The sequence below is a fragment of the Rhodococcus sp. NFXS4 genome (assembly GCF_058139645.1).
In genome coordinates this window covers 1,440,644-1,460,114 of record NZ_CP192221.1, presented here as the reverse complement: position 1 = coordinate 1,460,114, position 19,471 = coordinate 1,440,644, and the positions used below count along the sequence as shown (strand labels likewise).

General features: G+C 69.6%; 22 protein-coding genes. 12 read left to right on the top strand and 10 right to left on the bottom strand.

All coding sequences use genetic code 11. The annotated features are described in order from the left end of the window. Positions 1-42 precede the first annotated feature (42 nt). Complete coding sequence (locus J4E04_RS06810; RefSeq protein ID WP_490150238.1) at positions 43-1,746, top strand: ABC transporter transmembrane domain-containing protein; 1,704 nt, start codon at positions 43-45, stop codon at positions 1,744-1,746. Further along, positions 1,743-3,494, top strand: coding sequence for an ABC transporter ATP-binding protein (locus J4E04_RS06805; RefSeq protein WP_490150237.1), 1,752 nt, complete (start codon positions 1,743-1,745; stop codon positions 3,492-3,494). The genes J4E04_RS06810 and J4E04_RS06805 overlap by 4 nt, the downstream gene beginning before the upstream one ends. Positions 3,495-3,497: 3 nt before the next feature. Here the strand turns inward: J4E04_RS06805 and J4E04_RS06800 are convergent, their stop codons facing one another. Further along, positions 3,498-4,418 carry an MSMEG_6728 family protein gene (locus J4E04_RS06800; RefSeq protein ID WP_490150236.1) on the bottom strand — a complete coding sequence of 307 codons (921 nt, stop codon included), beginning with the start codon at positions 4,416-4,418 and terminating at the stop codon, positions 3,498-3,500. 113 nt (positions 4,419-4,531) lie between these two features. On the opposite strand from J4E04_RS06800, the gene J4E04_RS06795 reads away from it, so the two are divergent. Beyond that, positions 4,532-4,801, top strand: a complete 270-nt coding sequence (locus J4E04_RS06795) for a WhiB family transcriptional regulator (RefSeq protein ID WP_490150235.1) — start codon at positions 4,532-4,534, stop codon at positions 4,799-4,801. Here J4E04_RS06795 and J4E04_RS06790 read toward each other — a convergent pair. Then, entirely contained in the window at positions 4,780-5,781 is a 1,002-nt protein-coding gene (locus tag J4E04_RS06790) for a LacI family DNA-binding transcriptional regulator (protein ID WP_037185774.1), read from the bottom strand. The two genes, J4E04_RS06795 and J4E04_RS06790, sit on opposite strands and share 22 nt — an antisense overlap. 161 nt (positions 5,782-5,942) lie before the next feature. Between J4E04_RS06790 and J4E04_RS06785 the strand changes: the two genes are divergently transcribed. The 3 genes from J4E04_RS06785 to J4E04_RS06775 are packed head-to-tail and all read left to right on the top strand — an operon-like array spanning position 5,943 to position 8,810. After that, positions 5,943-6,866 (top strand): sugar phosphate isomerase/epimerase family protein, encoded by a 924-nt coding sequence (locus J4E04_RS06785; RefSeq protein WP_027505594.1) that lies wholly within the window; start codon positions 5,943-5,945, stop codon positions 6,864-6,866. A gap of 35 nt (positions 6,867-6,901) precedes the next feature. Continuing rightward, positions 6,902-7,936, top strand: coding sequence for a Gfo/Idh/MocA family protein (locus J4E04_RS06780; RefSeq protein WP_027505593.1), 1,035 nt, complete (start codon positions 6,902-6,904; stop codon positions 7,934-7,936). A 1-nt stretch (position 7,937) separates the two neighbouring features. Then, positions 7,938-8,810: a sugar phosphate isomerase/epimerase family protein gene (locus J4E04_RS06775; RefSeq protein WP_056448610.1), complete on the top strand. Its 873-nt coding sequence runs from the start codon at positions 7,938-7,940 to the stop codon at positions 8,808-8,810. A 19-nt stretch (positions 8,811-8,829) separates the two neighbouring features. Here the strand turns inward: J4E04_RS06775 and J4E04_RS06770 are convergent, their stop codons facing one another. Continuing rightward, positions 8,830-9,492, bottom strand: a complete 663-nt coding sequence (locus J4E04_RS06770; RefSeq protein WP_027505591.1) for a GNAT family N-acetyltransferase — start codon at positions 9,490-9,492, stop codon at positions 8,830-8,832. Positions 9,493-9,573: 81 nt separating this feature from the next. Between J4E04_RS06770 and J4E04_RS06765 the strand changes: the two genes are divergently transcribed. Beyond that, on the top strand, positions 9,574-10,599 hold the full coding sequence (locus J4E04_RS06765; RefSeq protein WP_056448617.1) for an LLM class flavin-dependent oxidoreductase: 1,026 nt from the start codon (positions 9,574-9,576) through the stop codon (positions 10,597-10,599). On the opposite strand, the gene J4E04_RS06760 is transcribed toward J4E04_RS06765, so the two are convergent. Then, positions 10,573-11,154 carry a TetR/AcrR family transcriptional regulator gene (locus tag J4E04_RS06760; RefSeq protein WP_490150234.1) on the bottom strand — a complete coding sequence of 194 codons (582 nt, stop codon included), beginning with the start codon at positions 11,152-11,154 and terminating at the stop codon, positions 10,573-10,575. The genes J4E04_RS06765 and J4E04_RS06760 overlap by 27 nt on opposite strands. A gap of 35 nt (positions 11,155-11,189) precedes the next feature. Here J4E04_RS06760 and J4E04_RS06755 point away from each other — a divergent pair, with 35 nt between their 5' ends. Genes J4E04_RS06755 through J4E04_RS06745 form a run of 3 tightly spaced genes read left to right on the top strand, consistent with a single transcriptional unit; the run spans position 11,190 to position 12,902 of the window. Further along, the gene (locus tag J4E04_RS06755) at positions 11,190-12,137 is read left to right on the top strand and encodes a DMT family transporter (protein ID WP_490150233.1); all 948 of its coding nucleotides are present in this window, start codon (positions 11,190-11,192) and stop codon (positions 12,135-12,137) included. Then, positions 12,134-12,430 carry a hypothetical protein gene (locus tag J4E04_RS06750; RefSeq protein WP_027505588.1) on the top strand — a complete coding sequence of 99 codons (297 nt, stop codon included), beginning with the start codon at positions 12,134-12,136 and terminating at the stop codon, positions 12,428-12,430. Before J4E04_RS06755 ends, J4E04_RS06750 begins: the two co-directional genes overlap by 4 nt. 28 nt (positions 12,431-12,458) lie before the next feature. Then, the gene (locus J4E04_RS06745) at positions 12,459-12,902 is read left to right on the top strand and encodes a Rieske (2Fe-2S) protein (RefSeq protein ID WP_222647467.1); all 444 of its coding nucleotides are present in this window, start codon (positions 12,459-12,461) and stop codon (positions 12,900-12,902) included. Here the strand turns inward: J4E04_RS06745 and J4E04_RS06740 are convergent. The 4 genes from J4E04_RS06740 to J4E04_RS06725 form a co-directional block, all read right to left on the bottom strand. Beyond that, positions 12,883-14,382 carry an amidase gene (locus J4E04_RS06740; protein ID WP_490150232.1) on the bottom strand — a complete coding sequence of 500 codons (1,500 nt, stop codon included), beginning with the start codon at positions 14,380-14,382 and terminating at the stop codon, positions 12,883-12,885. The two genes, J4E04_RS06745 and J4E04_RS06740, sit on opposite strands and share 20 nt — an antisense overlap. Before the next feature lie 87 nt (positions 14,383-14,469). Then, complete coding sequence (locus tag J4E04_RS06735; protein WP_490150231.1) at positions 14,470-15,111, bottom strand: luciferase domain-containing protein; 642 nt, start codon at positions 15,109-15,111, stop codon at positions 14,470-14,472. Positions 15,112-15,203: 92 nt separating this feature from the next. Beyond that, positions 15,204-15,902 (bottom strand): aquaporin, encoded by a 699-nt coding sequence (locus J4E04_RS06730; RefSeq protein ID WP_285185764.1) that lies wholly within the window; start codon positions 15,900-15,902, stop codon positions 15,204-15,206. A 217-nt stretch (positions 15,903-16,119) separates the two neighbouring features. Further along, positions 16,120-16,539 (bottom strand): Asp23/Gls24 family envelope stress response protein, encoded by a 420-nt coding sequence (locus J4E04_RS06725; protein ID WP_222630003.1) that lies wholly within the window; start codon positions 16,537-16,539, stop codon positions 16,120-16,122. A 233-nt stretch (positions 16,540-16,772) separates the two neighbouring features. On the opposite strand from J4E04_RS06725, the gene J4E04_RS06720 reads away from it, so the two are divergent. Both J4E04_RS06720 and J4E04_RS06715 read left to right on the top strand, forming a co-directional pair. Next, complete coding sequence (locus tag J4E04_RS06720; RefSeq protein WP_231476307.1) at positions 16,773-17,447, top strand: RNA polymerase sigma factor; 675 nt, start codon at positions 16,773-16,775, stop codon at positions 17,445-17,447. Continuing rightward, the gene (locus J4E04_RS06715) at positions 17,438-17,959 is read left to right on the top strand and encodes a hypothetical protein (RefSeq protein ID WP_490150230.1); all 522 of its coding nucleotides are present in this window, start codon (positions 17,438-17,440) and stop codon (positions 17,957-17,959) included. Before J4E04_RS06720 ends, J4E04_RS06715 begins: the two co-directional genes overlap by 10 nt. Here the strand turns inward: J4E04_RS06715 and J4E04_RS06710 are convergent. Both J4E04_RS06710 and J4E04_RS06705 read right to left on the bottom strand, forming a co-directional pair. Then, on the bottom strand, positions 17,943-18,800 hold the full coding sequence (locus J4E04_RS06710; protein WP_490150229.1) for a cyclopropane mycolic acid synthase family methyltransferase: 858 nt from the start codon (positions 18,798-18,800) through the stop codon (positions 17,943-17,945). The two genes, J4E04_RS06715 and J4E04_RS06710, sit on opposite strands and share 17 nt — an antisense overlap. Before the next feature lie 207 nt (positions 18,801-19,007). Beyond that, a complete protein-coding gene (locus J4E04_RS06705) occupies positions 19,008-19,412 on the bottom strand; it encodes a four-helix bundle copper-binding protein (protein WP_027505583.1) in 405 nt (134 codons plus the stop codon). Between the last annotated feature and the right edge of the window lie 59 nt (positions 19,413-19,471).

The following is a 19,471-nucleotide window of genomic DNA, read 5'->3' as shown; positions in this document are numbered from 1 at the left end:
GCGTCGTCCCGACCGGTCGGCCACGTGGGTTAGGGTCGGCTAATGCATGACGCACCTCCGTCGACCGGCGGGGCCATCCTGCGCCGCTCCACCCGGCGCCACCGTGTGCGACTCGTCGGTTCGTCGGCCCTGTTCTGTGTGCACCAGTTCTGCGAGACGATGGTGCCGGTCGCCATCGGTCTCATCATCGGCCGCGCGGTCGAGACCGGCGACGTCACCGCGATGATCGTCTCGTTGCTGGGGCTGGCGGGCCTGTTCGTCGTCCTCTCCTACGCGTACCGCATCGGCGCCCGCATCATCGTCGTCGCGATCGAGCGGGAAGCACACCTGCTACGCGTGGAGGTCGCGGGACGCGTGCTCGACCCGCGCGGCGTCCAGGTCGATCTCGGCCCCGGCGAGCTGTTGACGGTCAGCACCTCGGACGCCGAGAAGACCTCGTGGGCGCTCGACGCCATCGCCCGGGTCGCCGCCGCTGTCACCGCCCTCGTCGTCACGGCGGTGGCACTTCTCGTCATCGATGTGCCGCTCGGGCTGGCCGTCGTCATCGGCACGCCTGTCCTTCTCCTTCTCCTCCAGTTGTGTGCGCCGTTCCTCACCCGCGCCGCGACCGATCAGCAGGCGGAGGTGGCCCGCGTCTCAGGTCTCGCCACCGATCTCGTCAGCGGCGTACGGCCCCTCCGCGGTATCGGCGCCGAGGACGTCGCGTCCCGGCGGTTCGTCCAGTCGAGCCGACGTGCACTGGCCGCGACGATGCGTCTGGCCCGTGGCAACAGCGTGTATCTCGGTGTCTCGGCAACGGTGGGCGCGCTGCTGTCCGCCGCCGTGGCCGGCACGGCCGGGTTCCTCGCTCTCGAGGGCCGAATCTCCGTCGCCGAGTTGATCACTGTCGTCGGACTGGCGCAGTTCCTCATCGAGCCGCTGAGTTCGCTCTCCCGACTTCCCGGCTTCCTCGCGGTCATCCGCGGATCAGCGGACCGGTTGGCATTGGTTCTCGGCGCCGACCCGGTGGTCACCTCCACCGGTACGCGGTCCCCCGACACCTCGTCCGTCGGACTCGACGACCTGTCCTACGGGACGTTGACGCATCTCGACCTGCATCTAGGGCGCGGCGAGATCGTCGGCGTCGTCGCCTACCGGCCGCAGGACGCCGATGCATTGGCCGCCGTCCTCTCCGGGCAGGTGTCGCCCGACGACGTCACCGGACGGCTGACGGTCGGCGGCGTCGACGTGACCGAGCTCGCGCTCCCCGAGGTCCGCCGCACCGTGCTGGTGGAACCGCACACGTCGGATCTGTTCGCCGGCACGGTGCGGTCCAACATCGCCCTGGACCGCGGGAGCGACCTCGACGCCGCGGTGACCGCCTCCGCCGTCACCGACATCGTCGCCATGCACGACGGCGGTCTCGACCATCCGGTGACCGACCGCGGTGCCAGCCTGTCCGGTGGGCAACGCCAACGAGTCGCCCTCGCCCGCGCACTCGCGGCGCAGCCACCGGTACTCGTCCTCCACGATCCGACCACCGCCGTCGACGCGGTGACCGAACACGCCATCGCCACCGGCATCGCGGGACTGCGTCACGACGGCGACGCCCGCACCCAGACGACGGTGCTCATCACCACCAGCCCCGCGCTCCTCGCGGTCACCGACCGCGTCGTCGTGCTCGACGAGGGGCGCGTCGCGACCGTCGGCACCCACCACGGGTTGGCGGAGACGGACGAGCGCTACCGAGAGGCGGTTCTGCGATGACCGAACCGACCGCACTGCTGCCCATCGCGAGTGGACGGCGATGCTGGACGTTCCTTCGCGGCGAACTCCGTGCGCGGCGGGGATCGGTCGCGCTCACCGTCGCCATCGGCGTGGTCGCGGCGGCGATGGCGCTGATTCCCGTGTACGTCTTCGGCATGCTCGTCGATCGGGTGACCGAGGGCGCACCGACGTCCACGATCGTCGGTGTCGTGACGGTCATCGGCGCCGCGGCGGTCGCGGGCGGTGTCTTCACCGGGATCGGCGCCTACACCGTCAGTCTGCTCGGCGAGAAGATGTTGGCCTCGCTGCGCGAGCGCGTCCTCGGTCGCGCACTCCACCTCCCGGTGAGCACACTGGAGCGAGTCGGCAAGGGAGACCTGCTCTCCCGCGTCGGGGACGACATCGCGGTGATGGCGAAATCGCTCGGCGAAGTGGTGCCGAACATCCTCGCCGCCGTGCTGCTGGTCCTGCTCAGTCTGATCACGATGCTCGGGCTCGACTGGCGTCTGGGACTCGCGGGCATGGTCGCGATCCCGATGTACGTGATGGCCCTGCACTGGTATCTGCCGCGGTCCGCCCCGATGTACGCCGCCGAGCGCGTCGCGATGGGCGAGCGCGCCCAGTCTCTGGTCAGCAGCATGCAGGGGGCCCGCACCGTGCGGGCGTACGGCATGGAGGGTGAGCACCTCGCGCGCATCGACGCATCGTCCGGCAAGGCTCGCGACATCGCCGTCACCGTCTTCCGTCTCTTCACCCGGTTCGGCTCGCGCAGCAACCGGGCCGAGTGCGTCGGCCTCTCGGTCATCCTCACCGTCGGCTTCCTGCTGGTGCGCGAGGACGCCGTCACCGTCGGTCAGACCACCGCGGCGGCACTGCTGTTCCACCGGCTCTTCAACCCGATCGGCATGCTGCTGTACTCGTTCGACGACATCCAGTCGGCCGGGGCCTCCCTCGCACGACTGGTGGGTGTCATCGATCTGCCCGACGACCGCTCCCCCGGGACCGAGGTGGAGCCCGCCGACGGCACCGTCGTCGTGACGAACCTCCGCCACTCCTACGACGGGGTCGACGACGTCCTGCACGGGATCGATCTGCGGATCGACGACGGCACGACGGTGGCGCTGGTCGGCTCGACCGGCGCCGGCAAGTCCACCATCGCCGCGCTCGTGGCGGGCTCGATGCGAGCTGACTCCGGATCGGTCCGGGTGGGCGGGGTGTCGCTCGACGACATCGGCTCCGATCGACTGCGCCGGCACGTCGCGATCGTCAGCCAGGAGGTGCACGTGTTCGCCGGACCGCTCATCGACGATCTGCGGCTCGCGGCACCGGACGCGGATCGGGAGACGGTCGAACACGCGCTGCGGACGGTCGGCGCGCACTCGTGGGTGAGCACCCTCGAGGACGGTCTCGACACGGTGGTCGGCGAGGGCGGCGTCGAGCTGACTCCGTCTCGCGCGCAACAGATCGCACTGGCCCGCATCGTCCTGGCCGATCCGGCGGTCGCCGTCCTCGACGAAGCCACCGCCGAGGCCGGCAGCGCCGGCGCGCGCGACCTCGAGGAGGCCGCCCGGGCCGCCACTCGCGGACGGACGACGATCGTCGTCGCCCACCGCCTCACCCAGGCGGCGAGCGCCGACAGCGTCGTGGTGCTCGAGCACGGCCGCATCGTCGAGCAGGGGCCGCACCGGGACCTGGTGGAGGCGGGCGGCCGGTACTCCGAACTCTGGTCCGCGTGGCGAGGGCGCTAGTCCTCACGTCGTCAGACGGAGCGACGGAACAGCCGCGAGCTCGCCCGGCACCGCGGCACCGGACGTGACCACCAGCGCGTACTCCCCGGCATCGCGCACGGTCGCCCCACGGCGGAACACGCGCAGACGCCCGGGATCGCGGCCCTCGGCCCGCATCGCCTCGACGTCCTCGGGGGTCGGCTCGCGCGCGACGGACGCCGACACCGTGCCGCCCGGCTCGGCGGACGGTTCGGGCAGCGGGAGGTCGGGAGCGAGCGGGTCGGTGTCCAGCAGGAGAGCCGTGCGGCCCGGCCGCACCAGCGCTGCAGCGACCGTCAGCAGACGGGGGCTCGTCGTCCGCACCTGCGCGGATCGGCCACGGTGCAGGGCCCGCAGGGCGGACCACTCCTCCGTACCCGGGTCGAACAGCTCTGCGGGCGCGCCCATCCCGATCATCGAGGACACCACGGCACTGGGCGTGGTGTCGCCGACCGTCAGGGGCCAGCGCGGGAAGAGGGATCCGGGCCAGACGTACCCGATCTCCCCCGCCCAGTCGGCCGGGTACGCCTGCGGCGCCTTCGCGGCCAGGGCGCGACGATGGCTCGCGTGCACCGAGTCGTCACCGAGCCAGGGCGGCAGTCGGCCGTCGTCGCGCAACTCGTCGTACGTCCACGCACGCCCGTCGCTGTAGTCGAGGAGCCGTGCCTCCAGGGCCTCCGCCCGCCCGCGGGCCGCCCACTCCCGGCAGGTCGCGATCCCGTAGGCCACGAGCGCCGGGGTGAATCCCCGCCACATCACCACCGCCGGGTGGTTCTTCCACCCGTAGGAGGGCCATACCAGGGCGCGCAGGATCTGGAAGGTCTCGACGCGTTGCTTCCCGAGCCGCTTGTCGTCGAGCAACTGTGCGCTGCGGGCGAAGCCGGGGTCGGGGAGGAACGTCTGCATCCCGAGAGGGTGACCGACGAGGGCCGCGTCGAAACGAGGGTGCGCTGCGCCAGTGCGATCTGCTCGAGTCGAACCCTGTGCCGACCCCTCTCACTGCGACAGCATCGTGTGTCATGACGATCTCCGTCGAGACGAGCTCCACCGACTCCGGGCAGTGGCGTCTCGCCGCGGTGTGCCGCGGCGAGCGCAGCGACCTGTTCTTCTCCCCCGCCGGAGAGGGACGACGAGCTGCCCGCGAACGCGAGGAGATCGCGAAGAGGCTGTGCGCACACTGCCCGGTGATCGCTCGGTGCGGCGAAGTGGCTCTCGAGTCCGCCGAACCGTACGGAGTGTGGGGCGGGTTGACCGCCCGCGAACGGCGTCAGGTGCGCCGGGCCGTCTGACGCGCGACCGTGCGCACGGGCCCGGTACTCCCGCGCACGACGAGTGACGGCTCGACCACCAGCTCGGCGGGCGCGAGGCTCTCGTCCTCGAGGCGGGCGATGGCGAACCGCACCGCCGTCGCGGCCAGACCCTCGGCGTCCTGCCGGACGGTCGTGAGATCGATGCGCGAGAGGTGCGCCAGCTCGCTGTCGTCGTATCCCACTACCGAGACATCATCGGGCACAGCGATTCCGGCACGGTGGAACGCGTCCATCAGTCCCACCGCGCACAGATCGTTGCCGGCCATCACCGCGGTGGGCACCCGCCGCTCGGCGACCATGCGCGTTCCGGCGGCACTGCCCGCCTCCTCGGTGTGCGCACCCGGCCACACCACGGCGGGAAGACCGCGCTCGTCCATCGCGGCACGGAAGGCGGCGCGACGCTCGGTCGCACCGGAGTCGGTACCACCGTCGACGTGGTGGATGTCCACGTGCCCGAGACCGACGAGGTGGTCGACCGCCTGACGCACTCCGTGGTCGTCGGCGCTGCGCACGATGTCGAAGTCGGTGGCGGGCAGGGCCCGTCCGATCATGACCACCACGGCCCGCTCCTCGAGATGCGCGACGTACTCGGGTGAGGACGACGGACCGAGCAGGATCACGCCTTCGCAGCGATGGCTGAGCAGCGCCTCGATCGCCTTCGTCTCGTCCCGGCCGGGCGCACTCGCGGACAGCAACACCTCGTACCCGGCCGCCTCGGCCACGGGATAGATGTGGGTCACGAGATCGGCCTGGAACGGCTGTCGCACGTCGATCACGACCCCCAACGTCCTGCTCCGCCCGCGCGCGAGGAGTCGCGCAGCGTTGTCGGGTCGATAGTCGAGTTCGCGCGCAGCGGCGAGGACACGGTCGCGAGTGTCGTCACTCGCACCCGGTTTGCCACTGAGGACGAACGACACCAGGGTCCGGGACACTCCCGCCAGAGCGGCGACGTCACTCATCGTCGTCTTGCGGCTGCGGGGCGGCGTGGACACCGGCACTCCTCTGGGACGGGGCTTGACACGGAAGCGTGATCCACCTCATAGTAGCTTAAGCGCGTTACTTAAGCGCGTTAGTGCCACAGCATGAGCGCCGGACATTCTTCGAGAGGAACCCCCGAGACATGAGCACGATTCGCGTCGGATCCGCCCCCGACTCCTGGGGAGTGTGGTTCCCCGAGGATCCTCAGCAGACCCCGTACGGCCGCTTCCTCGACGAGGTGTCGGCGTCGGGCTACGAGTGGATCGAACTGGGCCCGTACGGCTACCTGCCCACTGATCCGCAGAAGCTGCTGTCGGAGTTGGGCTCTCGGGGTCTCAAGCTGTCGGCGGGCACGGTGTTCGAACACCTGCACCAGGACGACGCGTGGGACGCGGTGTGGACTCAGATCGAGGACGTCGCCAAGCTGACCGCCGCCGCCGGCGGCAAGCACGTCGTCGTCATCCCCGAGATGTGGCGTGACCCCTCCACCGGCGCGGTGCTCGAGGACCGCGACCTCACGGCGGACCAGTGGCGCAAGAAGACCGAGGGCATGAACGAGCTCGGTAAGCGCATGTTCGAGCAGTACGGCGTCAAGGCGCAGTACCACCCGCACGCCGACAGCCACGTCGACACCGAGGAGAACGTGTACCGCTTCCTCGACGGCACCTCGAGCGAGTTCGTGAACCTGTGCCTCGACACCGGCCACATCAGCTACTGCGGCGGTGACAACATCGCGATCATCGAGCGGGCACCCGAGCGCATCGGGTACCTCCACCTCAAGCAGGTGAACGAGGAGGTCCGCGCCAGGGTCGCAGCGGAGGATCTGCCGTTCGGCGAGGCCGTCAAGCTCGGCGCCATGACGGAACCGCCGCTCGGCATCCCGGACATGCCCCCGCTCCTGAAGACCATCGAGCGCCTCGCGGACGACGGCAAGCTCACCGCGGACATCTTCGCGATCGTCGAGCAGGACATGTACCCGTGCGCCGTCGACGCTCCCCTGCCGATCGCGCAGCGCACCCGGAAGTACCTGGGCTCCTGCGGCATTCCCGCCGTCACGTTCGCCTGACCACACTTTCGCACCTACAGAAACGGATTGACACGATGACCACCGAACTCCGCATCGCGGTCCTGGGTGTCGGCATGATGGGTGCCGATCACGTCGCCCGCATCACCTCGAAGATCACCGGCGCCCGCGTCGCCGTGATCAACGACTACGTCAGCGCGAAGGCCCACGAACTCGCCGCGACCATCCCCGGCTGCCGCGTCGTCGAAGATCCCCTCGACGCGATCGCCGACCCCGAGGTCGACGCCGTCGTCCTGGCCACTCCCGGCCCGACCCACGAGAAGCAGCTTCTCGCGTGTCTCGAGCACGGCAAGCCCGTCATGTGCGAGAAGCCGCTGACCACCGATGTGGCCACGTCCCTCGCCGTCGTGGAAGCCGAGGCCGCACTGGGCAAGAAACTCATCCAGGTCGGATTCATGCGCCGCTTCGACACCGAGTACGACCAGCTCAAGGCACTCATCGATTCCGGCGAGCTCGGCCGTCCGCTGGTGGTGCACTGCGCACACCGCAACCCCGCCGTGCCGCCGCACTTCGACAGCGCGATGATCGTGCGCGACTCGCTGGTGCACGAGGTGGACGTCACGCGCTTCCTCCTCGACGAGGAGATCACGTCGGTGCAGATCATCAGCCCGTCGGCCAATCCGTCGGCACCGCAGGGCCTGCGGGATCCGCAGATCGCCATCTTCACCACGGAGTCCGGTCGACACGTCGACGCCGAGGTGTTCGTCACCACCGGCGTCGCCTACGAGGTGCGCACCGAGGTCGTGGCCGAGCACGGCAGCGCGATGATCGGTCTCGACGTCGGCCTCGTCCGCAAGTCCGCTCCCGGAACCTGGGGCGGCACCATCACTCCCGGCTTCGTGCAGCGCTTCGGCCAGGCCTACGACACCGAGATCCAGCGCTGGGTCGACGCGGTGAAGGCCGGCGCCGAGACGGGCAACTACGTCGACGGCCCCGGAGCGTGGGACGGATACGCTGCAGCCGCGGTGTGCGAGGCCGGCGTGAAGTCGCTCGAGTCCGGTGCCCCGGTCGCCGTCGAGATGGTGCAGCGCTCGTCCATCGTCGGAGCCTGAGATGAAGATCGCGCTCGATCCGACGCCGTTTCATCATTCGCATTCGCTGCTCGAGCTGCCCGCCGTGGTGGCCGATCTGGGGTACGAGTGGTTGCAGCTGACGCCGCACGTGGACATGATCCCGTTCTTCAACCATCCCAAGGCCGATGACGGGTTGGTCGCGAAGTTCCGCAAGGCGTGCTCGGACGCCGGCGTCGGGATCGCGTCGGTGTTGCCGGTGCTGCGGTGGTCCGGTCCCGACGAGGACGCCCGCGAGGCGGCCGTGCGCTACTGGAAGCGGGCCATCCAGATCACCGTCGACCTCGGGGTGTCGACGATGAACACCGAGTTCTCCGGTCGACCGGAGAAGCCGGAGGAGTCCGAGCGGGCGTTCTACCGGTCGATGGAGGAACTGGTCCCCATCATCGAGCGCGAGGGGCTCGACGTCCTGATCGATCCGCATCCGGACGATTTCGTCGAGGACGGGCTCGCCGCGATCCGCACCATCCGCGGGATCAACTCCCCGAACATCGGCATGGTGATCGTGGCGTGCCACCAGTTCCACATGGGTGGTGACCTGCCGGCGATCATGGCCGCCGCCGGGGACATGGTGCGTCTTGTGCACGTGGCGGACACGATGGATCATCACCGCTCGCACGGGTTGCGGTACATCACCAATCCGCCCGGCAACGCGGTGCGGGTGCACCAGCATCTGAAGATCGGCGACGGGGACGTCGACTGGGACCAGTTCTTCGGCGGCCTGGGCTCACTCGGGTTCTACGACAACGACACCGTCATGGTGTCGAGTGTGTTCGCCGAGAACGAGAACGCCCACGACGTCTCCCGCTACCAGCTCGAGACGATGACCCGGTACGTCGAGAAGTACCGGGCCTGATCGCCTCTCACGAGAAGTGTCAGGACGGCTGGACCCCGGGGGTGCGCACGATCATGGGCACCCCCGGGAACACCGCCGCCATCTCGGCGCGCGACTTCCGCAGCGCCGCAGTGCCGTAGCCCTTCTTCCGGTGTCCGGGGTGGATCCACACCCGAAGGTCGATGTCGCCACCGGCGAGCTCGCCGAAGACGATGCCCACCTTCTCCGCGCCCTCGCGTGCGACGAACCACGCGGCCTGCTCGGAGTCGAGGCGGTCCCGTGCCGCAGCCAGCTCGGTGTCCAGATCACCGGCCGCTCCGCCGGATCCGTCACCCGCGGAACCGACGTCCGCGAGGCGGGCGGCGAACAGGTCGCGGTCGTCGTCCGAGAACGCTTCCAGCACCAGGGTCTCTCCCGCGCTGGCGGGACGCTCGGCCAACGTGAAGTTCAGGCGACTGTCCAGGTCCTCGAGCTCGGCGGCGTTGCTCCGGCGGGCGTCCTTGGTGAGGCTGGCGAACGACATGCCCATGACGGCCTCGCCGCCCAACCGTGACGTGCCGAGCAGGGTGGCGATCGCCTCCACGGCGTCGGGCCGGGTCTCGGCCTCGACGATGACGTCGAGCACCTCGTGACGACGTTCGAAGGCCGCCAGTAGGGCGGACGTGATCTCTCGGCGAGCGGCAACATGATCGTGATCGGTCATCGCGTGATCATAGGGCTTCGCCCCCGTGCGCGGTTTGCGTACTCGGGGATGCGCGAAAGGCTCACGGGGGATCATGGACCCATGCACCCGAGACCGCTGCGCAGGATGGGTTTTCTCACGATCGGACTGTTCGACGGGGACGACCCCGCGGCCGGGCACGAGTCGACACTCGCGATCATCGAGCTGGGCGAACGTCTCGGCTTCGACAGCGCCTGGTTGCGGCATCGCCACCTGCAATACGGCATCTCCTCCCCCGTCGCCGTGCTGGCCGCCGCATCGCAGCGGACCTCGCGGATCGAGTTCGGCACCGCCGTGACTCCGCTGGGGTGGGAGAACCCGGTGCGGCTGGCCGAGGACCTCGCCACCGTCGACATCCTGTCCGGCGGGCGCCTGAATCCCGGGGTCAGCGTGGGCCCGCCGATGAACTTCGACCGGCTCAGGGATGCGCTGTACCCCGACACCGCCGATCGGGAGGACTTCAGCTACGCCCGGGTCGAGCGGCTCCTCGCCGCGATCCGAGGCGATCGTCTGACGGACTTCGAGGGGATGGACGGCATCGAGGTGCATTCCTCACGCGCACAGCCTCATTCGCCCGGTCTTGCGTCCCGGATGTGGTACGGCGGAGCGTCGCTCGGGTCGGCTCGCTGGGCCGGCGCGAACGGTATGAACTTCCTGACGAGCAGCGTCGTGAAGGCCGAGGAGGACGACGACTTCGACCGCATCCAGCTCTCACACATCGAGGCGTTCCGCTCGGCACACTCGGCGGGGAACGGTGCTCGGGTCTCGCAGGGCTTGGTGGTGATTCCGACCGACTCGGCCACACCGAGCCAGCGTGCCCGCTACCAGGAGTACGCCGATGCCCGTCTGGGCCGCACCCTGTCACCGGTCGGCCCGGCCCGCCTGCTGTTCGCTCCCGATCTGGTGGGCACCACCGAGCAGCTCGTGGAGCAGTTGCAGGCGCGCGCAGCCTTCCGGGAGATCGACGAGGTGGCGTTCGCTCTGCCTTTCAGCTTCGACCACGACGACTACGTGCAGATTCTCACCGACATGGCGACGACGCTCGGGCCGGCGCTCGGGTGGTCACCGGCCGGTGGGCTCGAGGAGTAGACGCGCGGCAGCACGCGCACGGTCGAAGGGCCGCTCGACCACTCCCATTCCCGCGCACACCAGCGCGCCCTCGTGCACGAGCATCAGCAGGTCGGCCGTCCCCGCCGGGTCGGGCACTCCTGCGGCCGCGAGGATGTCGACGAACAGATCGGCCATCCAGCGCTTCTGCCCGATGATCACCGGATAGGCCGGGTGGGCGGGGTCGCTGATCTCCGCGTGCGCGTTGACCATGCTGCATCCCTTACCACTTCGCTGCGCCGTCCACTCGGCCGAGGCGACGAGCACCGCATCGATCCGATCGCCGGCCTCGTCGGCGGAGACGGCACCCAGCCGGACGGCGAGGAACTTGCGCCACTGACGGTCTCGTTCCCGCAGGTACTCCACGACGAGCCGTTCCTTGGACTCGAAGCGGTCGTACAACGTCTTCTTCGTGACGCCGGCTCGCGCCGCGATCGTGTCGACGCCGACCGCGTGAATGCCCTGCTCGTAGAACAGCTCGTCGGCCGCGGCCAGCACGGCACGCGCCTTCGGCGTCCAGGCGACCTCGGATGTCATGTTTCGAACTATACCGATCTGTGTAGTCTGCTGTCATGAGTAGACAGATCGGTATACCTGTGGATCGACGCACTGCCGTCGGGTCGGTACTGGCGGGCGCGGCGTTCGTACTCTGCTGGTCGTCCGGTTTCATCGGCGCGAAGATCAGCGGTGAGGACGCTGCCGTCACCACCGTCCTGATGTGGCGGTTCCTCCCCCTCGCCCTGCTGCTCGCACCGACGTGGCTCCTCGGGTCTCGCCGAGTTCGAGGCCCGGACCTGCGGCGGCAGGTGATCGTGGGCTTTCTGTCGCAGTCCGGCTACCTCCTCACCGTGTACTGGGCCATCGGCCTCGGGGTCTCCACCGGCACCACGGCCCTCGTCGACGGAGTGCAGCCACTCGTCGCGGCAGCGCTGGCGGGCCCCCTGCTGGGCGCGGCGGCCTCGGGCCGACAATGGATCGGGCTCCTGATCGGTGCTTTCGGCGTCGCGCTCGCCACCGTTGCGGACGCCACGGCGACCACCGCGACCACCCCGGCGTGGGCCTACCTCGTTCCGCTGGTGGGAATGATGTCTCTGGTCGCCGCGACCTTCGTCGACCGTCGCGCCCAGCGACCGGCACCCGTCAGCGCCCTCGGAATCCACTGCGCCACATCGGCCGTCGTCTTCACCGCCGGCGCGGTCGCGACGGGCACCGCGGTACCGCCGACGACACTCGACTTCTGGGCGGCGACGGCGGGACTGGTGGTGTTCGCGACGTTCGGCGGGTACGGGCTGTACTGGTATCTGCTCGACCGGGTGGGGGTGACGAGGGTGAACGCTCTGATGTTCCTCGTACCGCCCGTCACCACCGTGTGGGGCGCCCTGCTCTTCGGCGAGCCGTTCACCGCCCTCACCGCGATCGGTCTGGCGCTGACCTTCGTGGCCATCACTGTCGTCACGATGCGTCCCCGGGCCGGAACCCGACGGGACATCCCGGAGTCGTCGCTAGCATCGATGTCATGACGGACGGCCGGGAGTACACCGAGGACGGCCACCACATCGTGATCGACGGGCGGAAGTGGCGCGCCACCGATCCCGACATTCCCGAGGAGCGCGGCGCCGAACTGCGGTCGATCCTGATGGCGTGGCGACGCGACGTCCGCCGGACCGGCGGCGCCGCGGAGTCCCGCGCCGGTGTACAGGCCGCCAAGGTCGCTCTCGGCGAACGCGGCACGCCGTGGTGGGAACAGTCCGACGACGAACGCCGCGCGCGTTGGGAGACCGACGTCCCGAGGCCCGGTACCGACGACGCGTAGTCGGCCGCCGTCCGGGTAACCCCCGCCCATGGCCGACGACCGCGCCCCCGCCCCGCGACCGCGCAGCGTGCTCCCACCCGTGCTCCACGATCAGCCGATCCGGGCACGCGGGCGAGACCTCGTGCGTGTCGCCGATCTGGACGAGAGGGGCGTGGCCGAGGTGCGCACCGACGACCACGGGGTGCTCGCGGTCGGCATCCGGCCCGACGGGACACCGTTCGCCGTTGGGAACACGTGCCGACACCAACTCGCCAAGCTCGGGCGCGGGCGGGTGACCGAGAACGGCTGCCTCCAGTGCCCCTGGCACAGGGCGGAATTCGACGTGACCGACGGGTCCATGGTGTCCGGGCCCAAGGGAGTGATCTTCGGTTTCCCGCCCTACTCCGCAGTGGTGGCCGCCGTCGGACGCGCCGTACCGCTCACCACCGCGCAGGTGGAGATCGTCGACGGCGTCATCCGACTCGCTCACTGACCACGTCCGCGGGGATCCTGTCGAACCACGGCCGCGCCACCTCGAGCTCCGCGGCGAGCACCAGCAGCCGAGTCTCCCCACCCGGTGGCGCCAGGAAGTGCACGCCGACTGGCAGACCGTCGACTGTCGCCGAGAGCGGAACACTCATCGCCGGCCGCCCGGTCAGATTGGCCGATTGCGTGTACGGGACAGCGGACAGGCTGCGCATCACCGCGTCCTGCACCGCGCCGAGCCGTCCGAGAATCGGTCCGAGTCGCAGCGCGAGCGCGAGCCGGGCGCCCACCCTCTCGAGGAACGGGGTGTCGAAGGCGCCGATCAGCGGCGCGGGACCCGCCGTCGTGGGTGTCATGAGCAGATCGAAGCGGCGGTGGAATGCAGCGATGGCGCGGACGTGGTCCTGCCAGCGTGCCAGCGCCGCATCGTGATCCACCGCTCTCGTGGCGCGCCCGATCTCGGCGAGGACCAGCGTGTCGAGTTCGAACTCCGTCGTGGTGGGCCGCGCCGTGGCCGACGCGGACGACACCTCGGCGGCGAGGTGGACGAACCACGGCACGAGGAAGTCTCTGGCCAGCTGCTCCTCGTCGAACGGCGAGGCGACCTCCTCGACGGTGTGGCCCAGTTCGACGAGCAGGTCGCGGGCGCGGTCGAGCGCGGCGAGGACGTCCGGGTGGGGTGCGTCGTTCAGCGCCGATCGCGCCGCGACCCCGATCCGAAGCCGAGGACCCGGCCGGCCGAGTGCCTCCACATGGGGCGTCGACGGGGCCGCGAACTCGAAGGGCGCGTCGTCGTCCGCGCCGCGCACGATGTCGAGGAACGCGGCCGAGTCGCGCACGGAGCGGGTGAGCACACCGGTGACGGCGCTCCCGAAGAGCATCTCCCCGGCGCGGGGCCCGGCAGGGACGACTGCCCGGCCAGGCTTGAGTCCGAACAGGCCGCAGTACGCCGCGGGGATGCGGATGGAGCCGCCGCCGTCACTGGCGCCGGCGACGGGCACGATGCCCGACGCCACCGCGGCGGCCGAACCACCGGAGGAGCCACCCGGTGTGCGAGCGGGATCCCACGGGTTGCGGGTCGCACCGTGCGCCTGCGGCTCGGTGACTCCCTTGGCGCCGAATTCGGGTACGGCCGTGCGGCCCAGGACGATGACCCCAGCGTCGAGCCACCGTTGCACCACGGTGTCCGTGACCCGGGGCCTGGACGACGCCCCCGAGCGTGACCCCGACGTCTCGACGATCCCGGCCTGAGCCTGGAAGAGATCCTTGAGCAGGAACGGCACTCCCGCCATCAAACCGGACAAGGCGCCCGCCGCCCGCACTCGCGCGGCATCCTCCTGCCACTGCACGAGGGCGTTCAGGGTGGGATCCACCTCGCGCGCTCGCATGATCGCGACCTCGACCAACTCCGCGGCCGTCACGTCGCCGGACGCGACCAGCTGGGCGAGCCCGGTCGCGTCGTGGGCCCGATACTCGTCGAATCTCATGGCGCTCAGACTAGGTGCGAGTGCCGCCCGCGAGCGCCGGTGTCGTCGAAGTCTGGACACCGCACGGCCCGTGACCCCGCGAACCGATCACGTTCCAGCAGAGAGGATCGCTCGGTCCACGATGCGCCGCAGCTGCTGCTGCTCTGCCTCGTTCCGAGGTGCGTAGAGGTAGAGATAGCTGTCCGGCAGTCCCACGAGGGAACGCCCGGCCAGCGGATGCCGCTCTCCCCAGCCACGCGAGACGATCTCGGCGACGTCCCGCGGATCGGCGACCACGTGCATCGACCCCTGCGCGTCGTGCACGTGGGCGATCTCTCCGCGAGCGCGCCGAGCGGCGGCGCTGCGCGGGTGATCGACGTGGAGCGCGTCGCCTCGACGTTCCAGATGGCTACGCGCGCTGTGCCATCCGTCGGTGGAGCTCAGGATCGTCAAGTGATCCTGCAACGACCGGACACTGACGGGATCGCCGTCGGACACCACCTGCCGGTGCGGGATCGGGAACGGTGCCATGACGGGTCGACTGCCGCGGTCCGGCAACTCGAGCGCACCGACAGCGGCCCGGATATCGTTGTCGCGCAGTCGAATGGTCTCTCGACAGAGGGGGCGTAGAGCGGTCATGACCACCCAGCCGACCGGATTGTCGGGGAGTCCGCCCGGCCCGATCGCGCGCCAGCATCGATAGTCGTCCAGGATCGCGCGCAGACCTGGCGTACGACGAACCGTGTTCATGACCCACCCCCATGTGCGACGGCCCGCACGACCGACCGTCGCATCATGCCCCGGGTGCACCCGGCGAGCAACGGGCTCGTCGCACACGAGAGTCAGTGCGCGGCGACCGCCTCGGCGGGCCGCACGGCCTTGTAGGCGAGTGCACCGACCAGTCCACCGATCAACGGGAAGACCAGGAACACCCACAGTTGCGAGAGTGCGCTTCCGCCGGCGATCAGCGCAGGCCCGATGGAGCGCGCCGGGTTGACCGACGTCGAGTCGACCCCGATGGCGAGCAGATGCACGAACGCGAGCGTCAGTCCGATCGGAACCCCGGCTGCCGCAACGGAATGCGGCCCTGTCACGCCGAGTACGACCAGCACGAGAACTGCCGTTGCCACGATCTCCACGATCGCGACGGCGAGAAGCGAGTAGTTTCCTGCCGAGGCGTCGCCGTATCCGTTGGCGCCGAGACCGTCGACCGTCCGGTCGTATCCGGGTCGACCCGTCGCCATGGCGTAGACCACCAGGGCGCCGACGAGTCCGCCGATCACCTGTGCGGCGGCGTATCCGGCGGCGCGGGCGGCCGTCATGCGGCCCGTGACGAGGAACGCGAGCGTGACCGCCGGATTGATGTGGCAACCGGACACGGGTCCGAGCACGAACACCATCGCGAGCAGTGTCAGGCCGAAGGCGAGCGCGATTCCGGTGGTGCCGACGTCGTCGCCCGCCAGGACGGCGGTGCCCACACCTCCGATCACGAGAACGGCGGTGCCGATGGCCTCGGCGATGTAGACGGTGAACTTGGTCATCGTCGTCCTCCTCGTCGGGTGCGGCGCTCGTCGATCTTGCGCTTGGCATAGCCCCACGTCACGCGGCCCAGGCCCTCGAAGAGTCGGCTGGACAGGCTCCGACGGGCGCTCATGCGCGCACCTCGTCGGTGCGTTTCTCGATCGTGGTCATCATGGTTCCTCTCTTCGACCGGCCCGCGGAGTGCGAGTCGGTGTGTGTGGTCGGACGAGACTGTGGTCAGGCGGCCGTGCGGTGGCCACCGACCTGCACGTCGTGCACGACGACGTCGACGCGGCTGCAGGTGAGTCCGGTCAGTGCCGTCACCGCACTGGAGACGTTGCGGCGGACGTCCGCTGCGACGTCGGCGATGGATATTCCGTAGTCCGCCACCAGATCGAGCGAGACGACTGCGGTGCGGTCGTCCACCTCGACCGACACCCCCTGTGTGTGCCTCGCCCCGTCGACGCCCACTGCGGACCGGAGTACGTCGAGCGCACGAGAACCGGCCGGTTCCAGGGCGTGGAGGCCCGGTACCTCTCGTGCGGCGATGCCGGCGACGGTGGCGACCACGGCATCCGCGACGACTGTGCGGCCGCGATCTCTGCGGTCGGTTCGGTCGTCACTGTGGTCGACGGTCGATGCGACGGACGTCCTCACGGCGTTTCCTGTCGCGGTCTGCGGGGCGTTCACTTCAGGTCCTCTCTCTGGACTGTGACGGCTCATCACAGTCATTGAGTCGGGTCCTCACCACGAAAACGCACGTCGAGAATCAAGGGATGCGCATCACATTGGTTTGCGCGTGATCCCGGGCGGGAACAGTGACGTCGGGGAAAGTAATTGCTTCATCAATCTTCGGGGTGGGTCACTCCGACGGCGGTTCGGGGGGAACAGTGCTCAGTCGTCCGTCGATCGCGCCCGATCCCGGCAGTCCCGACGTGGCCGGTGATGTCAGCCTCCCGTCCATCGCAGCACCGTCGGCGGACCGCGACACGTCCACTCGTCCGACGTTCGCCGCCGACCACCGCGAGCTCGGCGATCGCGCCCTCGCCGCCGCCGCGGGCATGGGCGACCGACGCGCGTTCGAGGAGATCGTGCGCCGACTCGGACCGGACATGCTGCGCTACGCGACCCACCTCCTGTCCGACCGAGGCGCTGCCGAGGACATCGTCCAGGACGCGTTGGTGGACGCCTGGCGCGGACTGCGCCACTTCCGTTCCGACTCGTCGCTGCGCACCTGGTTGTTCAGCGTCGTCTCCCACAAGGTGACGGATCATCGGCGGCGCCGCAGCATCGCGCCCGTCGAGGACTGGGTGTTCGAGAGGCCGAGCCAGGACCCGAGGGACGACCCGTCGCGCACCGTGTCCGACGCCGACTTCCTGTCCGCGTTGGACGATGCCCTCGCTGAGCTACCGTATCGCCAGCGGGCCTGCTGGTTGCTCCGTGAGGTCGAGGGCATGAAGCACACCGAGATCGGCACGGTCATGGCCCTCTCCCCCGGCGCCGTCCGCGGCCACCTCACGCGTGCACGCGCCACACTCGAGACACGATTGGAGACGTGGAGATGACGTCGGGTCAGCCTGATTCGACACCGCCGCAGACGGATTCGACGCTCCGTCGAGCCGCGAGCGCGCTGCGCGACGCGCCCGTGCACGGGTGGGTGGACATCAGCGCCGCCGCCCTCTCACGCGTGCGAGCCGTCGGGGTCCGGACGTGGCCCCTCGACGCCCGCTACCCCGACGAGGGCGTCGTCCAGGGAGTGGACGTCGACGCGGACACCCTTCGGGTCAGTGACGTCGTCGTCCGCATCGCCGTCCGCAGCGCCGTCGCCGAGGTGGCGGGCACAGAGCCCGCCGACATCTCGCTCTACACCGAGGGTCACCGGTGCACGGGCGGTCTGGTGACGGTGATCGCCGCCTACGGCACGGATCTCCAGGAGGCCGGCGATCTCGTCGCGAGCCGGGCAGCTGCCGCTCTGACGGAAGTCCTCGGACTTCCCTACAGCGCCGACGACATCGGCGTCGTGATCGCGGAGATCGACGCCCCCGACCAGGCGACGGCGTCTACTTCACCATCGTGAACTGGCGGACGTCGATCAGTTCGCGCCGGAAGAAGTCGGCGCACCCGGGCAGGTACCGCATGTAGGTCTGGTACATCGCCTCGCCGGCGATGGCGACAGCTTCGTCCTTCCTCGCCTCCAGCGCGGCCGACCACAGATCGAGCGTTCGAGCGTAGTGCTGTTGCAGCGACTGGACCTTCTCCACGCGGAAGCCGGCTCGCTCGCCCTTCTCGATCACCACCTGCGGGATCGGGAGCTCGCCGCCGGGAAAGATCTCGCGGCCGATGAAGTCGGCGAAGTCCATGTCCGCCCGCGTCACGCGCGACTTCTGCCGGAACATGTCGCGGCCGAGTTGCACGATGGTGTGCAGCATCATCCGGCCGTCCCCGGGCAGGATCGAGTAGGCGCGGGTGAAGAAGTCGTCGTAGCGGGGCGCGGTGAAGTGCTCGAAGGCGCCGATGCTGACGATGCGATCGACCGGCTCGTCGAACTCCTCCCACCCCTGCAGCCGCACCTCGGTGGTGCGTCCCGTGTCGAGCCCGTTCAGCATCGCCGACACGTGCTCGTACTGGTTCCTGCTCAGGGTCAGACCGACGACGTTCACGTCGTACTTCTCCACCGCTCGCCGAAGCGTCGCGCCCCACCCGCAGCCGACGTCGAGCAGACGCATGCCCGGACGGAGGTCGCACTTGGACAGCGACAGGTCGATCTTCGCGAGCTGCGCTTCCTCGAGTGTCATGTCCTTGCGCTCGAAGTACGCACAGCTGTAGGTCTGCGTCGGATCGAGGAAGAGCCTGAAGAACTCGTCCGAGAGGTCGTAGTGAGCTTGGACGTCGTCGTAGAACGGCTGAAGATCGGACACTGAGTTCCTCCACGGGTCACCGGACAACCGAGCCCCACCCGACGGTGGTGCTGCGGCGCCCGTGTTCCCGCGATCGTCGCGTCGAAACACGCCGTCAGATCCTCGATCAGGGAGTTTCGGTCGGTCCGACCGCGGTACCCGTGCCCGACCGCGTCACCGAACACCGGAGGTGACCGAAACCCGATGTGCTTGTTCCTCGCCGGCTCCTCACATCGGTGTGCCCGGCGCGGCCAGCAGGTCGCGGCACGCCCGCGCACATCGCCGACATGCGTCCGCACACGCGGCGCAGTGCTCGTGCATCCCCGCATGCCGGGCGCACTCGTCGGCACAGTCGTCGCACGCGGACGCACAGGCGATCAGCGCGGCGCGTGCCGTCTCGGACCGGGCACCGCTCCGCGTGATGATCCGGGCGGTCGCGGCACACAGGTCGGCGCAGTCCTGATCGAGTCGAATGCACGACCTGAGTCGCGCGACGGAATCCTCGGCGAGGCAGGCGTCGGCACAGACGGTGCACGCCGTCGAACAGTCGAGACACGCCTCCACACAGGCCGCCACCAGTGCACGATCACCATCGAGGGGATGGGTGGCCAATAGGTCCGTCACGGTCGTCATCGCTGCTCCTTCGTCGCACGGATCGCGTCGGTGTCGGCTACCCGCGGACCGTCGGCGGA

Excerpts from the sequence above, each read along its gene's own strand:
- J4E04_RS06790 (WP_037185774.1), bottom strand. The coding sequence starts at position 5,781 with ATGAGTGACGTCGCCGCTCTGGCGGGAGTGTCCCGGACCCTGGTGTCG.
- J4E04_RS06705 (WP_027505583.1), bottom strand. The coding sequence starts at position 19,412 with ATGACGACCGTGACGGACCTATTGGCCACCCATCCCCTCGATGGTGAT.
- J4E04_RS06730 (WP_285185764.1), bottom strand. The coding sequence starts at position 15,902 with ATGACCAAGTTCACCGTCTACATCGCCGAGGCCATCGGCACCGCCGTT.
- J4E04_RS06770 (WP_027505591.1), bottom strand. The coding sequence starts at position 9,492 with ATGACCGATCACGATCATGTTGCCGCTCGCCGAGAGATCACGTCCGCC.
- J4E04_RS06735 (WP_490150231.1), bottom strand. The coding sequence starts at position 15,111 with ATGAACACGGTTCGTCGTACGCCAGGTCTGCGCGCGATCCTGGACGAC.
- J4E04_RS06795 (WP_490150235.1), top strand. The coding sequence starts at position 4,532 with ATGACGATCTCCGTCGAGACGAGCTCCACCGACTCCGGGCAGTGGCGT.
- J4E04_RS06780 (WP_027505593.1), top strand. The coding sequence starts at position 6,902 with ATGACCACCGAACTCCGCATCGCGGTCCTGGGTGTCGGCATGATGGGT.
- J4E04_RS06805 (WP_490150237.1), top strand. The coding sequence starts at position 1,743 with ATGACCGAACCGACCGCACTGCTGCCCATCGCGAGTGGACGGCGATGC.
- J4E04_RS06755 (WP_490150233.1), top strand. The coding sequence starts at position 11,190 with ATGAGTAGACAGATCGGTATACCTGTGGATCGACGCACTGCCGTCGGG.
- J4E04_RS06765 (WP_056448617.1), top strand. The coding sequence starts at position 9,574 with ATGCACCCGAGACCGCTGCGCAGGATGGGTTTTCTCACGATCGGACTG.
- J4E04_RS06810 (WP_490150238.1), top strand. The coding sequence starts at position 43 with ATGCATGACGCACCTCCGTCGACCGGCGGGGCCATCCTGCGCCGCTCC.
- J4E04_RS06740 (WP_490150232.1), bottom strand. The coding sequence starts at position 14,382 with ATGAGATTCGACGAGTATCGGGCCCACGACGCGACCGGGCTCGCCCAG.
- J4E04_RS06760 (WP_490150234.1), bottom strand. The coding sequence starts at position 11,154 with ATGACATCCGAGGTCGCCTGGACGCCGAAGGCGCGTGCCGTGCTGGCC.
- J4E04_RS06750 (WP_027505588.1), top strand. The coding sequence starts at position 12,134 with ATGACGGACGGCCGGGAGTACACCGAGGACGGCCACCACATCGTGATC.
- J4E04_RS06800 (WP_490150236.1), bottom strand. The coding sequence starts at position 4,418 with ATGCAGACGTTCCTCCCCGACCCCGGCTTCGCCCGCAGCGCACAGTTG.
- J4E04_RS06745 (WP_222647467.1), top strand. The coding sequence starts at position 12,459 with ATGGCCGACGACCGCGCCCCCGCCCCGCGACCGCGCAGCGTGCTCCCA.
- J4E04_RS06785 (WP_027505594.1), top strand. The coding sequence starts at position 5,943 with ATGAGCACGATTCGCGTCGGATCCGCCCCCGACTCCTGGGGAGTGTGG.
- J4E04_RS06775 (WP_056448610.1), top strand. The coding sequence starts at position 7,938 with ATGAAGATCGCGCTCGATCCGACGCCGTTTCATCATTCGCATTCGCTG.